We start from the raw sequence: 14341 nt of genomic DNA on the forward strand, positions 1-14341 counted from the left end.
CGAAGCCGCACATGCCCGAACGATAAGGGCCGACGAAGGTCAACAGCAGTCAGTTTCTTTGTCGCGCGGGCCCGAGCCGGCGTGGGGAGTACTTCGCCCACGCCGGCTGTTCGGTCAGTTTTCTTTGGTGAGGCTGGTGCCTAGGGCTTGCCAGTCGAGGACGGGGGATGCGAGGTCTCGGATGGTGGCCAGTAGGCCTAGGCGGGCGGCCTTCAGGTCTGGGTCTTCGGCCATTACCAGGATTTCTTCGAAGAAGGTGGTGATGGGGGCTACCAGGGGCTGGGTGGCGGTGACGAAGTCGGCGAGGTTGGTGGGGGCGGTGCCTACCTTTTGGACGGCTTCGTGGAGGGCTACCTCGGCCGGTTCGGTGAGTTTGGTGGAGTCGTACGACGCGGTGACGTCGGCGGGGACGATGCGGCGGGCTCGCTGGAGGACGGCGACCAGGTTGGCGAAGTTGTCGTTGGTTACCTGGCGTTGTAGTTCGGCGAGGGTTTCGTCGGCTGCCGCGGGAGCCTCGGCCAACGGCAGTACAGCAGCGACCTGGAGGTGGTCGTCGCCGCGGTCGATCAGTTGCTGCTCGTAGCGGCGGACGGTGAAGTCCGCGGCGTCGGCCAGCACGGCATCGGACACCTCGATTCCCTGCGCGGTGATCTGGGCTGCAGCAGCGGCCAGACCGGTCGACAGGGTGATCGCCCGCAGCGAGGGGTGCTCGCGCAGGATGGCGACGACGCCGGCGGCGGCGCGGCGCAGGGCGAAGGGGTCGGAGCTGCCGGTGGGCTTGGCGCCGATGGCGAACAGGCCGGCCAGGAGGTCGAAGCGATCCGCCAACGCCAGCAGGGCGCCTGGGACAGTGGACGGGACCGGGTCGCCGGCGGAGCGTGGGAGTTCCATGTCGAAGAGAGCCTGAGCGACGGCTTCGGTTTCGCCGCTGCGGCGGGCGTACTCGCGAGCCATCGTGCCGGCCAGACTGGTCAGTTCGACGACCATCTGCGAGCCGAGGTCGAACTTGGCCAGCTCCGCAGCCCGCTGCAAGGCCACCAGGTCGTCACCGGACAGCTTCACAACAGACGCAAGAGACAAAGCAACAGCAGCGATTCGGCCCGCGCGCTGAGCCATCGAGCCGAGCCGCTCCTCGAAGGCCAGTTTCTCCAGGCCCTTCTTCATCGCCTCGGGCGTGCTCTGCAGGTCCGCGCGCCAGAAGAAGGCAGCGTCCTCGTAGCGAGCACGCAGTACACCCTCGTTGCCGTTCCGGACGATCGCCTCGTTGACCGAACCGTTGGCCACGGCAACGAAGTGCGGCAGCAGCTCACCCGAGGCGCCACGCACCGGCAGGTAGCGCTGGTGCTTGCGCATCACGGTCGTGAGGATCTCGGCCGGCAGGTCCAGGTAGTCGGCCGAGAAGTTGCCGAGGATCGGCGTCGGCTCCTCGATCAGGTTGACGATCTGGTCCAGCAGGGCCGACTCGGCCTCGAAGTCGATGCTGCCGTTGACCTCACGAGCCAGCAGCTCCGAGGCCTCGACGATCCGCTGACGCCGCTTGGCCGGGTCGGCCTCGATGCCGTGGATCCGCAGCAGGTCGAGGTATCCCTCGGCCGACGCGATCTCGACGGTCGGCTGCGCGGCGGTACGAAGTACGCGCGTCGTACGCCCCGCCGACAGCGACGAGACGGACACCGGTACGACCTGGTCACCGAGCACCGCGACCAGCCAGCGGACCGGCCGGGTGAACGACAGCTTGGCGTCGTTCCAGCGCATGTTCTTGTCCGACCGCAGCCCGCTGACGATGTCGGCCAGTACGCCGCTCAGCACCTCAGCGGCCCCACGCCCCGGATCGGGCTTGGTCACCGCCACATACTCGACCCCGTCGACGACAAGCTCGTGCAGCTCGGAAGGCTCGACCTTCTGCCCCCGGGCAAATCCCAAGGCCGCCTTCGTAAGGTTGCCCTCGGCATCAAACGCCGCGGCCTTCTTAGGCCCGCGGGAAACCTTCTCCGCATCCGGCTCACTCGCCTGGACCGCGGCCACGAAAGCAACCACCCGGCGCGGCGTCGCGTAGGTGGTGACCTCGCCATGCCCGAGCCGAGTCGCGGCAAGCTTCTCTTCCAATGCCTTACGAACGGCGGCGGCGGTCTTGGTGACCTCCGACGGCGGCATCTCCTCGGTACCGATCTCGAACAGCAGCTGCCGAGTCCCACTCATCACCGGGAACTCAGCCGGCGCCGGGACCGCCGGAGGCAACGAGGCGATACCCAGCGGGTGCTCGAGCTCGGTACGCCGCTCCGCCCACAACTGAGCCACCTCGCGCGCCAGCGTCCGCATCCGGCCGAACGCCTTCGCGCGCTCCGTAGTACTGACGGCACCGCGGGCGTCCAGCACGTTGAACGTGTGCGAACACCGCAGCACGTGGATGTGCGCCGGCACCGGGAGCCGCGCGTCGAGCATCCGGCGGGCCTCGGCGGCGTACTCCTCGAAGAGCCGCTTCTGCGACTCCACGTCGGCGTCGTCGAGGTAGAAGCGGGACATCTCGTACTCCGCCTGGCCGAACGCCTCGCCGTACGAGATGCCCGGCGCGTAGGCGATGTCCTTGAAGTGCGAGACGCCCTGCAGCGCCATCATGATCCGCTCGATGCCGTAGGTGATCTCCACCGACACCGGGTCCAGCGTCATCCCGCCGGCCTGCTGGAAGTAGGTGAACTGGGTGATCTCCAACCCGTCCAGCCACACCTCCCAGCCGAGTCCCCACGAACCGGTCGCCGGGTTGGCCCAGTTGTCCTCGACGAACCGGACGTCGTGCGCGTCGATGTCGATACCGAGTGCCTCGAGGCTGCTCAGGAACAGCTCCTGCGGGTTGCCCGGGTCCGGCTTGAGCACGACCTGGAACTGGGTGTGCGTCTGCAGCCGGTTCGGGTTCTCGCCGTACCGGGCGTCGTCCGGCCGGACCGACGGCTCGACGTAGGCGACCCGCCACGGCTCCGGACCGAGGACGCGCAGGATGGTCGCCGGGTTCAGCGTGCCGGCCCCCACCTCGGTGTTGAACGGCTGCACCACCATGCAACCGCGTTCGGTCCAGTACTTCGTCAGCGCGAGCAGCGCGTCCTGCATCGTGAGCACGAACAACTTCCTCAGGTTCGGTCGAGATTCGGGGGGATCGAGAGCCGCAGTCTATGAGACCGCGACGAGAGTCACATCACGGATGACCCCCACGGGTGCCCGGGCGGGCGGGCCAAGCTGCGCGCGGTACAGCCATCCCGGACTCGACCGTCATCCAAAACCTCTGGGGGCAACTCCGAAACCACCTCAATCAAGCGTTTGCATGCGCTCGCCCTTGACCTAGGATGTCCGGGTGACTTCGCCCAGGCATGCTGCCGTAGTTCGCTAGTCGTTCGTTCCTGCTCGCCGGTGCCCGGATCCCGTGGCGCCGGCTGAGCGACGCTGCCCACTTCAGCTCTCGAAGCAAGCAGGAACGGTTCATGGACAACGTCATCACCGTGGACGATCGACTGTCCGCGCAGCAGGCCCAGCGCCTGATCACCCAAGGCAACCAACTCGTCTGGCAAGGCGACTTCCACCACGCCAAGCAGTTGCTCGCCGCCCTCAAACGACCCCGGAAGGCCGCGACCTTCCAGCAATACCGCAACCATCAGGCCGACCAGGCCCGCCGCCTCAATTCGTTGCTGATAGCAATAGACGACCAGTACGTCGTCCCGCTCCGCCGCGCACCGGACGTCGCGCAAGCCTGTCGCGAGGCCTATGGGGCGCACGGCAGCCCGCGACTCATCCCACTGCGCGAACTCCTCGGCGTCATCGGAGCGCACCAACTCTGCCGCCGCGGCATCGCGATCCCGGCGCTGGACGAGCGAATCCACCCACACTACGGCGTTTTCGCTCCAACCAGACCCGAGTACGTCGAGTTGGCGGCAATCCAACCATTGCCTAAGGCAACCACTGCGTTCGACATCGGCACCGGCACCGGAGTGCTCGCTGCACTGCTGGCCAGACGTGGGTTGCAGGTGATCGCGACCGACACCAGCAACCGCGCGATCGCCTGCGCAGAGGACAATCTCGAGCGACTCGGCCAGACCGGGCGCGTCGAGGTGATGGAGCAGGATCTGTTCCCACCCGGCCGGGCGGATCTCGTCGTGTGCAATCCGCCCTGGATCCCGGCGCGGCCGATCACCACGCTCGATCACGCCGTCTACGACGAGAACGGCCGGATGCTCCAGGGGTGGCTCGACGGCCTGGCCGGGCACCTCACGCCGAACGGGGAAGGGTGGCTCATCCTCTCCGACCTAGCCGAGCACCTCGGCCTGCGCACGCGAGCTGAGTTGGTGGCTGCGATCGGGCGGGCGAATCTCAGGGTCGCGGGGCGGGCGCACGTAGTACCGGAGCATCGGAAGGCCAAGGACAGCAGGGATCCGCTGCACTGGGCGCGGGTGAAGGAGGTGACTTCGCTCTGGCGGTTGAAGGTCAGCTGATCTCGTGGAGGTGGGCTTCGACCCAGCTGCGGAGGCCGCTGAGGGGGGCCGAGACGCTGTGGCCGAGGTCGGTCAGTGAGTACTCGACGCGGAGCGGGACCTCGGCGTAGATCTCGCGGTTGATGAAGCCGCTGTCCTCGAGCCGGCGCAGGGTGTTGGTCAGGACCTTCGGACTGATGCCCTGCAGCCGGCGCTGGAGCTCGCCGAACCGGACCGGACCGTCCTCGAGCGCGCCGATCGCGAGGGCGGCCCACTTGTTCGCGAGCAGGTCGAGGACGTCGCGGCAGGGACACTGGAGGGCATACACATCGTGCTTGTCGTGCACTCCGGTCGAGCAGATGACGGTCACGGCTACCCTCCTGAGCTGGTCACTTTCCAGAAGATAGTAGCAGCCCTTGCGGGAAAGTACGGTCGCGCAGATAGCGTCCGCGGCATGCGAGCCATCACACAGAACACACTGGGCGGACCCGAGGTCCTGCACGTCGCCGAGGTCGAGCGACCCGAACCACTACCAACCGAAGTCCTGGTCCGCGTGCACGCGGCCGGGGTGAATCCGGTCGACTACAAGACCCGCGAGGGCGGCGGCATGCAGGGCGTGCTCGGTGCGCCGCCGTTCATCCTCGGCTGGGACGTGTCCGGCGTGGTCGAGGAGATCGGGTTCGGCGTACACACGCTGGAAGTCGGCGACGAGGTCTACGGCATGCCGTGGTTCCCGCGGGCGGCTTCGGCGTACGCCGAGTACGTCACCGCTCCGGCCCGTCAGTTCGCGAAGAAGCCTGCCAACCTCAGTCATGCCGAGGCGGCCGCGCTTCCGCTGGCCGGACTGACGGCTTGGCAGATCCTCACTGCGGCGGCTGAGCTTCAGCACGGGCAACGAGTGCTGATCCACGCGGCGGGTGGTGGCGTCGGGCACCTGGCGGTTCAGTTGGCGAAGAACCTTGGTGCGCACGTGATCGGGACGGCCAGCAAGGCCAAGCACGATTGGCTGCTGTCGATCGGCGCCGACGAGGTGATCGACTACCAGACGACGGCTGTCGAGACGGCGACCGGTGACCTGGACCTGGTGGTCGACCTAATCGGTAGCGAGACCACGCTCGACCAGTCGATCACGGTGCTCAAGCCGGGTGGGCTGCTGGTCGCAGTACCGTCCGGTACTTCACCTGAGCTGCTCGCCAAGGCTGCGGCGGCTGGTGTGCGGGTGCGGCCGTTCCTGGTCGAGCCGGACGGACATGCGCTCGGGGAGATCGCAGTACTGGTCGAGCACGGCGAACTACAGGTAGAGGTCGAGCAGACCTTCCCGCTGGCCGACGCCGCCGAAGCTCACCGCCGGATGGCGACCGGCCGGACCCAGGGCAAGCTCGTGCTCGACGTCACCGCCTGACCCGGCCGGCTTGCGAGGCCTCGGGTTCGGGCAGCCAGGCGCCGGCGGGAATCGTCAGCCAGTCATCGGTGGCGAGTTCATCGACCCCCGCGTTGAGGGCGTCCAGGGCGGGGTGGGTGAGGTCGGCCCGCCAGATCATCGACCACGGATAGAGGACCACCGGGTCGACGACGGGCCGCAGTACAGCGCCCGGAACCGGCGGCTGGGTGCTCATCGTCAGGATCGGGGAGTTCCGGTCGCGGATGTGCTGGGCGAGCTCGTCGGCGCCCTGGACGTGTGGATGCGCGAGCGTCGGGTCCACATCCCAGGGCGCCAGGAGCTGCAGGATGGCTTGATCCCAGCCGGGGGTGGCGTGATTCCCTGCCCGGTAACACAATCCGGTCCCCTTCAACTCCTGCAGCGGGACCTCGGCCAGCTCCGCGAGTGGGTTCTCCTCGGGGAGCAGGACCGCCAGGGGCTCGTACCGGACGACGCGTTGCCTTAAGCCTTCGGCCGCCCCCGGGTTGCGGCCGAAGGTGACGTCGAGGCGTTCGGCGAGCAGGAGCGGTACGGCGGCCTCGGTGCCGGTGTGGAAGCGGACGAAGAACTCCAGCTCGGGTGCGTTCCGTCGCGCGGCCGCGAGGACGAGCGCAGGAGTCAGGCCGGGGCCGACCACGTCGACGGTCATCGACGGGGCGAAGCCGCGCAGCTCATGCACGGTCAGATCGTGCAGGCTGATCAGCTCGCGGGCCCTGACGAGCAGCTTCTGCCCCGACGGCGTCAGCTCGACCCGGCGGGTGGTGCGATCGAAGAGTCGCGCGCCGAGACGATCCTCCAGCCTGCGGATGTCCCGGCTCAACGCTTGCTGCGCGATGAAGAGCCGCTGGGCCGCGCGACTGAAGTGCAGTTCCTCCGCCACGACGACGAAGTACCGCAGCAGCCGGATCTCCAGATCGTCGGGCACCCGTTCTTATTAACACACCAGGCGTGTCAATCACCGGCCAACAGGTGTTGGAGTCCGGCAGGCGTCCTCCCGCATGGTCGAGACATGACTACACAAACCGCTGTGACCCTCGATGTCGACGATGCCCGCCTGTACTACGAACTGCGCGGCACCGGTCCGCTCGTGGTGCTCGTCGGTGCCCCGATGGACGCCGACTCCTTCGCGCCGCTGGCCGAGCTGCTGGCCACGGACTACACGGTGCTGACGACCGATCCGCGCGGGATCAACCGCAGTCCGCTCGACAACCCCGATCAGGACTCGACTCCTGCGCAGCGGGCGGCCGATCTGGCTGCACTGATCACCCACGTCGGCGCGGGGCCTGCCATCGCGCTGGGGTCGAGTGGCGGAGCTGTGAGCGTGCTGGCGCTGGCGGAGCTCTTCCCAGATGCGGTGCGGACGGTGATCGCACACGAGCCGCCGCTGCTGAAGCTGCTCGACGATCGGGTCTCGCAGCTCGGGCTGTCCGAGGAGCTGCGGGCGACCTATCTGTCGGGGGACGTGATCGGCGCGTGGGAGAAGTTCTTCGCGCAGGCGAACATCGAGGTGCCGCCGGCGATGATCGAGGGGATGTTCGGAGGCGAGCGCGACCCGCAGTCGGTGACCGACGAGCGGTTCTGGTTCGGCCACGAGCTGGGGCCGAGCGTCGGTTGGGAGGCCGATGTGGACGCTCTGCGAGACGGGCCGGTCCGGATCGTGGTCGGGATCGGCGAGGAGTCGGGTGGCCAGCTGTGTGAGCGGACCTCGACGGCGCTCGCGGCGGGTTTGCAGGTCGAACCGGCCCGGTTCCCGGGCGGGCATACCGGCTTCGCCGACGACCCGGCGGCCTTCGAGCCGGTACTTCGGGCGGTGCTCGCCAAGGGGTGAGACGGCCAGAGGGTGAACTGTTGTGAGGCGGCCTACGGAGCTGTGGACGGACGGGGCAGACTAGGAGCTAGCCGGCCGGGTACAGGTGGGCATGAAAGTGCCCGCTTGACCTCAACACTGGTTGAAGTCTCAAGGTAGAGCCACCGGCCCTCCTGGGCCCTGACGAAGGAGCAGAGTTGACCACGAAGTACACGCTTCCGGACCTCGGCTACGACTACGGCGCGCTGGCGCCGAGCATCGCCGGCGAGATCATGGAGCTGCACCACTCCAAGCACCACCAGACCTACGTCAACGGCCTGAACGACACCCTGGAGAAGCTGGCCGCGGCCCGCGAGGCCGGTGACTTCGGCTCGATCGTCGGGCTGGAGAAGACGCTCGCCTTCAACCTCGGCGGTCACGTCAACCACTCCATCTTCTGGAAGAACCTCTCCCCGGACGGCGGCGACAAGCCGGACGGCGAGCTGGCTGCCGCGCTGGACGAGTCGTTCGGCTCGTTCGACGCCTTCCAGGCCCACTTCACCGCTGCCGCGACCACCATCCAGGGCTCCGGCTGGGCCATCCTCGGCTGGGACGCGCTGGGCGGCGGCCTGCTGATCCACCAGCTGTACGACCAGCAGGGTCAGCTGCCGGCCGGGCAGATCCCGATCGTCATGCTGGACATGTGGGAGCACGCCTTCTACCTGCAGTACAAGAACGTGAAGCCGGACTACGTCAAGGCCTGGTGGAACGTCGTCAACTGGGCCGACGCCCAGGCGCGCTTCGACGCCGCCCGCACCAACGCCGGCGGCCTCATCACCGTCGCCTGACGAACACCTGACAGTCCGAAGAACCCCGGCCCGTCCGGCGGTTCTTCGGACATCGGGGTGGCGCCATCGTCCCTCCGGCGGACATCGGGCGCCTCGCCTCCTCCTGGTGGCGAGGTGACGCCCAGCGTCACCAGCCCACAGGACTCAGCGTTGGCCGCGGCCGGAGGCCAGCCGGTCTACTGCTTTGGTGATTCGGTTGGCTCGGGTCTCGGGTTTCTTGGCTTCTTCGATGCCGAGGACGAACCAGCTGCGCTGACTGTAGGAGAGGCTGTCGAAGAAGGTCTGGGCCTTCGGGTTGGCAGCCAGGGCTTCGGCGAAGTCCGACGGTACGGCGACCTCGCGCGGCTGGTCGTCGAGCACCATGTCCACCTCGAGCTCGTCACCCCCGGCCACCCCAGCCGCCTCGCGGTGTTTGACGCTCAGGGCGACCATGTACCGCCCACCCATCACCGCCACCGTGTTCCGGTACGTGTACCCCTTCAGCGTGATCACCACCGGCGGCTTCTTCCCCCGCCCGAGCGCCTCGATCACCTCCGCCGGCACCTCGATCCCGGTCACCGTCGTCCCGGCGATCGTCGTCGTGAACTTCATCTCAGCCCCCGAAGAACTCGGTCAGCACCGGCCCGATCGCCGACGCCTTGATCATGTGGTTCTGCCCCGGGATCTCCCGATGCACAGCCCCCGGTACCGCCTCCGCGACCGCCTTCACCGACGCCCGCATCCACCCAGGACTCTTCCCGCCACCCACCACCAGCACCGGCACCTCCACGCCCGCCCACTGCGCCGCATCCAGCGGCTTCCCAAAAGCGTTCTCCCCAACCACCGCAGCGTCGTACGGGAGCGTGTGGGCCACCGCCTTCAACCCCTTCCACGCCGGCATCAGTTTCATCAGCGTGACGACGAAACCGGGCAGCCCGATCCCCTTCGTCATGAAGTACCTGATCGCCTCCCCGGGCCGATCCGACAACGCCTCCAGGTCAGCCACCCAGCTCCGCGGGATCGCCTTCCGGCTGTCGTCGACCACGTACGGCGCCTCGAACCACCAGCTTGCTGATCGGCACCCCCGCGGCTGCCGCCCGCAACGCGAGCGCCGCCCCCGACGAGGAGCCATAAACATAAGCCGACCCGCCGGCAGCCTCGATCACAGCGGCAAGATCCTCGATCTCCCGCTCCACCTCGTACTCCGCTGCGTCGCCGCTGTCACCCCGCCCACGCCGGTCGTAGTTGTAGACCGTGAACCCGGCCGCGGCCAGCACCCCGGCCAGCTCCGGCATCGGCCCCTGCGCGCGACTGCACAGCGCGCCGTCCACCAAGATCACCACTGGACCATCGCCGGCCCGGTCGTACGCGATCGTGGTTCCGTCTTTCGAGGCTGTCGTCTTCATGCCCAGAACTCCTTCAGCGCGGGAGCCAGTACTGCGGGGTCGACGTTGTGCTGCTGCTCGGCCAGTACTACGTGACTGCCATCCTGCAACAACTCCGCCACCGCCTTGTTGCTATCACTCATCCACGGCCAGGCGACTCCCCCGGTCAGCACCCGGGCCGGCTGCTTGATCGACTTGATCGCCTCGACCGGGATCGAGTAATCACCCATCACCGTCGCGTCGTAGGCGAGCGTGTGCGCGATCGCCTCCTGCGCCGGCCACCAGGGCGACGCCTTCGCCTGCGCGACGAACTCGGCCGGCATCCCGACGACCTCGGCCATGAAGTACTCCGCCGCCTTGTCCCGCCGGCCCTCGGCGACGAACCCGCGGTAGATCGACGCGGTATCGGCCACCGGGCGGCCCTCGGCCCCTTCGAGGAAGTACGGCGGCTCCCACAGCGCCAACTTGTTCACCGGGCGACCGGCCGCCGTCGCCAGCAACGCGAGCGCGGCGCCGGACGACGTACCGTACAGATGGGCCGAGCCACCCGCGGCGGCGAAGATCGCGTCGAGGTCCTCGAACTCGCGCTCGATCGCGTAGACCTCGGCGTCACCGCTGTCGCCGCGCCCCCGGCGGTCGTAGTTGTAGACGGTGTAGCTCTGCGCCAGCAACGCGGCCAGCGGTGCGTTCGACATCCGGTCGACCGACCCACCGCAGACCAGGACGACGGCAGGGCCTTCGCCGAGGCGGTCGTAGGCGATCGAGGTGCCGTCGGCCGAGGTGACTTTCTGCATGATGTGCTCCTTCACAGCGGCCGATGCCTCTCATCTGGCCTTCACCGCTGCGTCGAACAACCACCCCCCAGATCGACAGGGCCCGCGAAAAGACTTCTAGCAGGCTGCGGCGCGGTCGAGGAGGAAGGTGCGTTCGCGCTCGTTGCGGGTCAGGCCGGCTGCCTTCTCGAACTCGGTCCGGGCTTCGTCGAGGCGGCCGAGTTTGAACAGCAGGTCGCCGCGGACGCTCGGCAGCAGGTGGTAGTCCTTCAGCGACGGCTCGTCGGCCAGCGCGTCGACGGCGGTCAGTCCGCGTTCGGGGCCGAAGGCCATCGAGATCGCGACCGCCCGGTTGAGCTCGACCACCGGGGAGGGGGTGACTTGGGCGAGTACGGCGTACAGGCCGGCGATGCGGGCCCAGTCGGTGTCGTCGGCCTCGGCTGCCCGGGCGTGACAAGCGGCGATGGCTGCCTGGAGGAGGTACGGGCCGGGGGTGCCTTCGAGGTTCCAGGCTCGGTCGATGCTCTCGAGGCCGCGGCGGATGAGCAGGCGATCCCAGCGGCGGCGGTCCTGGTCGAGCAGGAGAACGGGCTCACCTTGCGGGCCGACGCGGGCGTTGGCGCGGGAGGCCTGGATCTCCATCAGCGCGACCAGACCGTGTACTTCGGGCTCGGCAGGCATCAGTTCGGCGAGCAACCGGCCGAGGCGGAGCGCCTCGTTGCAAAGGGACGGCCGCATCCAGTCGTCACCGGCGGTCGCGGAGTAACCCTCGTTGTAGATCAGGTAGATGACTTCCAGTACCGACGACAGCCTGTCGATCAGGTCCTGGCCCGTCGGTACCTCGAACTCGACCTCCGCCTTGGCCAGATTGCGCTTGGCCCGGACGATCCGCTGCGCGATGGTCGCCTCGGGCGCGAGGAACGCGCGGGCGATCTCGTCGGTCTTCAACCCGCCGAGCAGCCGCAGCGTGAGCGAGACCCGCGCGTCGGTCGTCAGTACCGGGTGACACGCGGTGAACACGAGCCGCAGCAGGTCGTCCTCGATCGTGTCCTCGAGGATCGCCTCGACATCGTCCTCGACGCTGTCGCCGTCGATCTCGAGCTCGTGCCCCATCTCGGCGAGCTTGCGCTGGTACGTCTCCTTGCGCCGGATCAGGTCGATGGCCCGCCGCTTGGCGATCGCCATCAGCCACGCACCCGGATTGTTCGGTACGCCGGACTCCGGCCACTGCTCCAGCGCCGCCACCAGCGCGTCCTGCGCGAGCTCCTCGGCCAGCCCGACATCCCGCACGATCCGGGCCACCCCGGCAATGATCCGAGCCGACTCGATTCGCCAAACAGCGTCGATCGCCCCATGCGTCTCAGTCACCGTCACCCACCCGATAGAACCCCACCGTCGCCCCAACAGCAAGCCAGAAGTCGCGACCTCGAACACCCACCGGCGACCTTGAACACGCTATTTCATGTCCCAGGTCGCCGTTTGGTGTTCAAGGTCGCCGGTTGGGTCAGCTGGTGAAGATGCCGGCGTCGGGGGCGAAGTCGGCTTCCTCGACCACCCGGCGGACCTCTACCTCGTTGTCGAGGGCTTCGGCCAGCCGGGCGGCCCACTCGACTGCTTCGTCCTTGGTGCGGACGTCGACGACGATGATGCCGCCGATCAGTTCCTTGGTCTCGGCGAACGGGCCGTCGGTGACGGTGCGCTTGCCGTCGGCCACCTTCACCCGGGCGCCGAGCGAACTGCGGTGCACGCCCTCGGCGAACAGCAGCACGCCCGCCTTCGACAGGTCGTCGACGACCTTGCCGACCGCCTCGCCCACCTGCTGGCTCACCATCCGGCCGGCCTCGGTGTCGTCGTCCGCCTTGTTGATGATCATGTAACGCATCGGTCCAACTCCCTCGTCCTGGAGATCCTTTGATCTCACGTCGACCGGGTCACCACCAGATCGACACTCGCGAGGAAGAAGTTTTCAGCTCGGCTGATCGCCCTCGGGGTGGTACGCACAAGCATCGGCCAGGTCGACGGTCGCCGGCGGAGGCGTCGTCTTGCCGGCGCCGGGCCGGGCGAGGGTCTTCGGGTCCTTGGTGGCCGGGGTGCTGGGCGGGGTCGTGGTCGCGGGAGTTTCCGGCTTCGGCTCGAGTGCCTTGGCGACCGTCTCGCGGAGGCCCTCGTAGTCCGGGTGGAGGTACTTGAGCTTCAGCTTCGACACGTCCAGCGAGACGTTCGAGACCGTTCCCGACTTCACCTTGAGGGCGAGCTGGATCAGGGCCGGCAGGAGTTCCTGCGGGATGTCGGTGCGGAGCAGGTTCTTGCCCGCCTTCGCGATCGCCTGGTACTTCGTGACGAGCGTGCTCGGGTTGGCCGCGTCGACGATCGCCTTGATCGTGCACCGCTGCCGGATCTGCCGCTGGTCGTCGTCGGCGCCGTACCGTCCCCGCGCGAACCACAGTGCGTGCGGCCCGTCCAGGTGCTGGTTCGGCCCCGGCTCGATCCACTCGTTCGGCGGGATGTGCGCGCTGCTGACGCCGCCCATCGCGACCCGCTCGTTCACGTTGACCGTGATGCCGCCGAGCGCCTGGACCAGCTGCGAGAAGCCCTTCAGGTTGACCTGCAGGTAGTAGTCGATCTTCAGCCCGGTCGCCTCGCCGACGGACTGCTTCACCACGTCCGCGCCCTCGTTGTCCGACGGGCCGAGGATGCCGGGATGCGCGTCGGGGATGTTCTGGTACATCGCGGTCAGCATCCACTCCAGCCGGCCTTCGAGGCTGAGCCCCTCCTTGCCGAAGCCGTCCGGGTAGAACTTGTGCAGCGGCGAGTCCTTCGGGAACGGCATGAAGGTGAGCTGCCGCGGCATCGAGATCAGCGACGTGTCGCCGGTCTTGGTGTCGATACTGGCCACGATCACGGTGTCGGTACGGACGCCAGGCCGGCTCGGCGCGTCGTCACCGCCGAGCAGCAGCAGGTTCAGTCGCGGGCGGTTCTCCCACGGGTCCTTCACGTTGACCGTCTTCGGCCGGGTCGCGCTCTTGCTCTCGCCCTGCGAGACGAACACGTTCTGGACCAGGTCGCGCTGGGCGAGCACGTTCTCGACCGCGATCGCGGCGGGCGCGGCGATCGCGAAGCAGAGCATCCCGACCAGCAGCGCGCCGACGGCCCGGCCGCCCGGGGCAGCCGTTGCCGGACGCAACAACCGGTGCGAGCCGACGATCACGACGATCCAGCCGAACGCGATCGCGCCGATCACCACGCTGGTGATCAGCAGCCGGCTCGGTACGACGGCAGCCGACAGCACCTCTTCACGCCGGGTCAGCCCGACGTACACCCCCAGCCCGATCAGCCCGAGCGTCAAAGTCAGTACGAAGGCGCCCAGCCGCTTGCGCCCACCGATGATCAGCCCGATCCCCGGCAGCAACGCACTCAGCAACGTCAACCCCAACGACCGGGGCACCGACCGGGCCCGCCGAGCAATCCGCTCCGCCGCCCGCCGATCCCGTCTGGTCTCCCCCGCGCTCCCGCTATCCCTCCGCTGCCCGGTCATGGCCGAGTTGTCGGCAGCCCGCTCCGCAGCCCGCCGATCGAGTCCGTCGTCCCCCATCACCCGCTCACCGTCCCCCCGGCTCGCAGCGTCCCCAGTCCCACCAGCATCCCCAGCGGCACCAAATCCGGGGGCACCGCTCACCCCAGCGGTGTCGCCCACTC

The 14341-nt window shown here is 68.2% G+C and carries 14 protein-coding genes; 4 read left to right on the plus strand and 10 right to left on the minus strand.

Going from position 1 to position 14341, the window contains the following annotated elements; all coding sequences use genetic code 11:
- Nucleotides 1–114 precede the first annotated feature (114 nt).
- Entirely contained in the window at nucleotides 115–3102 is a 2988-nt protein-coding gene (locus ABD768_RS09450; RefSeq protein WP_343983193.1) for a glycine--tRNA ligase, read from the minus strand.
- Nucleotides 3103–3470: 368 nt separating this feature from the next.
- On the opposite strand from ABD768_RS09450, the gene ABD768_RS09455 reads away from it, so the two are divergent.
- Entirely contained in the window at nucleotides 3471–4475 is a 1005-nt protein-coding gene (locus tag ABD768_RS09455; RefSeq protein ID WP_344839495.1) for a methyltransferase, read from the plus strand.
- On the opposite strand, the gene ABD768_RS09460 is transcribed toward ABD768_RS09455, so the two are convergent.
- A complete protein-coding gene (locus tag ABD768_RS09460) occupies nucleotides 4468–4824 on the minus strand; it encodes a winged helix-turn-helix transcriptional regulator (RefSeq protein ID WP_343983129.1) in 357 nt (118 codons plus the stop codon). The two genes, ABD768_RS09455 and ABD768_RS09460, sit on opposite strands and share 8 nt — an antisense overlap.
- Nucleotides 4825–4908: 84 nt before the next feature.
- Here ABD768_RS09460 and ABD768_RS09465 point away from each other — a divergent pair, with 84 nt between their 5' ends.
- A complete protein-coding gene (locus ABD768_RS09465; RefSeq protein ID WP_344839497.1) occupies nucleotides 4909–5856 on the plus strand; it encodes an NADP-dependent oxidoreductase in 948 nt (315 codons plus the stop codon).
- On the opposite strand, the gene ABD768_RS09470 is transcribed toward ABD768_RS09465, so the two are convergent.
- Nucleotides 5846–6799, minus strand: a complete 954-nt coding sequence (locus tag ABD768_RS09470) for a LysR family transcriptional regulator (protein WP_344839499.1) — start codon at nucleotides 6797–6799, stop codon at nucleotides 5846–5848. The genes ABD768_RS09465 and ABD768_RS09470 overlap by 11 nt on opposite strands.
- Before the next feature lie 84 nt (nucleotides 6800–6883).
- On the opposite strand from ABD768_RS09470, the gene ABD768_RS09475 reads away from it, so the two are divergent.
- Nucleotides 6884–7702 (plus strand): alpha/beta fold hydrolase, encoded by an 819-nt coding sequence (locus tag ABD768_RS09475; protein ID WP_344839502.1) that lies wholly within the window; start codon nucleotides 6884–6886, stop codon nucleotides 7700–7702.
- A gap of 176 nt (nucleotides 7703–7878) precedes the next feature.
- A complete protein-coding gene (locus tag ABD768_RS09480) occupies nucleotides 7879–8508 on the plus strand; it encodes a superoxide dismutase (RefSeq protein WP_343983117.1) in 630 nt (209 codons plus the stop codon).
- Nucleotides 8509–8652: 144 nt separating this feature from the next.
- Here ABD768_RS09480 and ABD768_RS09485 read toward each other — a convergent pair whose 3' ends face one another.
- The 7 genes from ABD768_RS09485 to ABD768_RS09515 all read right to left on the minus strand — a co-directional run bounded on the left by ABD768_RS09485 (nucleotide 8653) and on the right by ABD768_RS09515 (nucleotide 14237).
- Nucleotides 8653–9099, minus strand: coding sequence for a YdeI/OmpD-associated family protein (locus tag ABD768_RS09485; RefSeq protein WP_344839506.1), 447 nt, complete (start codon nucleotides 9097–9099; stop codon nucleotides 8653–8655).
- 1 nt (nucleotide 9100) lies between these two features.
- Entirely contained in the window at nucleotides 9101–9532 is a 432-nt protein-coding gene (locus ABD768_RS09490) for an alpha/beta fold hydrolase (RefSeq protein WP_344839509.1), read from the minus strand.
- Nucleotides 9486–9893 (minus strand): alpha/beta fold hydrolase, encoded by a 408-nt coding sequence (locus tag ABD768_RS09495; RefSeq protein WP_344839511.1) that lies wholly within the window; start codon nucleotides 9891–9893, stop codon nucleotides 9486–9488. The genes ABD768_RS09490 and ABD768_RS09495 overlap by 47 nt, the downstream gene beginning before the upstream one ends.
- Nucleotides 9890–10666 (minus strand): alpha/beta fold hydrolase, encoded by a 777-nt coding sequence (locus ABD768_RS09500; protein ID WP_343983111.1) that lies wholly within the window; start codon nucleotides 10664–10666, stop codon nucleotides 9890–9892. Before ABD768_RS09500 ends, ABD768_RS09495 begins: the two co-directional genes overlap by 4 nt.
- Before the next feature lie 96 nt (nucleotides 10667–10762).
- Nucleotides 10763–12013, minus strand: coding sequence for an RNA polymerase sigma factor (locus ABD768_RS09505; RefSeq protein WP_344839512.1), 1251 nt, complete (start codon nucleotides 12011–12013; stop codon nucleotides 10763–10765).
- Nucleotides 12014–12149: 136 nt separating this feature from the next.
- Nucleotides 12150–12527: a YciI family protein gene (locus ABD768_RS09510; protein WP_344839514.1), complete on the minus strand. Its 378-nt coding sequence runs from the start codon at nucleotides 12525–12527 to the stop codon at nucleotides 12150–12152.
- An 84-nt stretch (nucleotides 12528–12611) separates the two neighbouring features.
- Nucleotides 12612–14237 carry an LCP family protein gene (locus ABD768_RS09515; protein WP_344839515.1) on the minus strand — a complete coding sequence of 542 codons (1626 nt, stop codon included), beginning with the start codon at nucleotides 14235–14237 and terminating at the stop codon, nucleotides 12612–12614.
- Between the last annotated feature and the right edge of the window lie 104 nt (nucleotides 14238–14341).

It is taken from the genome of Kribbella ginsengisoli, assembly GCF_039537185.1.
GTDB lineage: Bacteria > Actinomycetota > Actinomycetes > Propionibacteriales > Kribbellaceae > Kribbella > Kribbella koreensis.

Excerpts from the sequence above, each read along its gene's own strand:
- ABD768_RS09450 (WP_343983193.1), bottom strand. The coding sequence starts at position 3,102 with ATGCAGGACGCGCTGCTCGCGCTGACGAAGTACTGGACCGAACGCGGT.
- ABD768_RS09455 (WP_344839495.1), top strand. The coding sequence starts at position 3,471 with ATGGACAACGTCATCACCGTGGACGATCGACTGTCCGCGCAGCAGGCC.
- ABD768_RS09465 (WP_344839497.1), top strand. The coding sequence starts at position 4,909 with ATGCGAGCCATCACACAGAACACACTGGGCGGACCCGAGGTCCTGCAC.
- ABD768_RS09475 (WP_344839502.1), top strand. The coding sequence starts at position 6,884 with ATGACTACACAAACCGCTGTGACCCTCGATGTCGACGATGCCCGCCTG.
- ABD768_RS09485 (WP_344839506.1), bottom strand. The coding sequence starts at position 9,099 with ATGAAGTTCACGACGACGATCGCCGGGACGACGGTGACCGGGATCGAG.
- ABD768_RS09495 (WP_344839511.1), bottom strand. The coding sequence starts at position 9,893 with ATGAAGACGACAGCCTCGAAAGACGGAACCACGATCGCGTACGACCGG.
- ABD768_RS09500 (WP_343983111.1), bottom strand. The coding sequence starts at position 10,666 with ATGCAGAAAGTCACCTCGGCCGACGGCACCTCGATCGCCTACGACCGC.
- ABD768_RS09510 (WP_344839514.1), bottom strand. The coding sequence starts at position 12,527 with ATGCGTTACATGATCATCAACAAGGCGGACGACGACACCGAGGCCGGC.
- ABD768_RS09515 (WP_344839515.1), bottom strand. The coding sequence starts at position 14,237 with ATGGGGGACGACGGACTCGATCGGCGGGCTGCGGAGCGGGCTGCCGAC.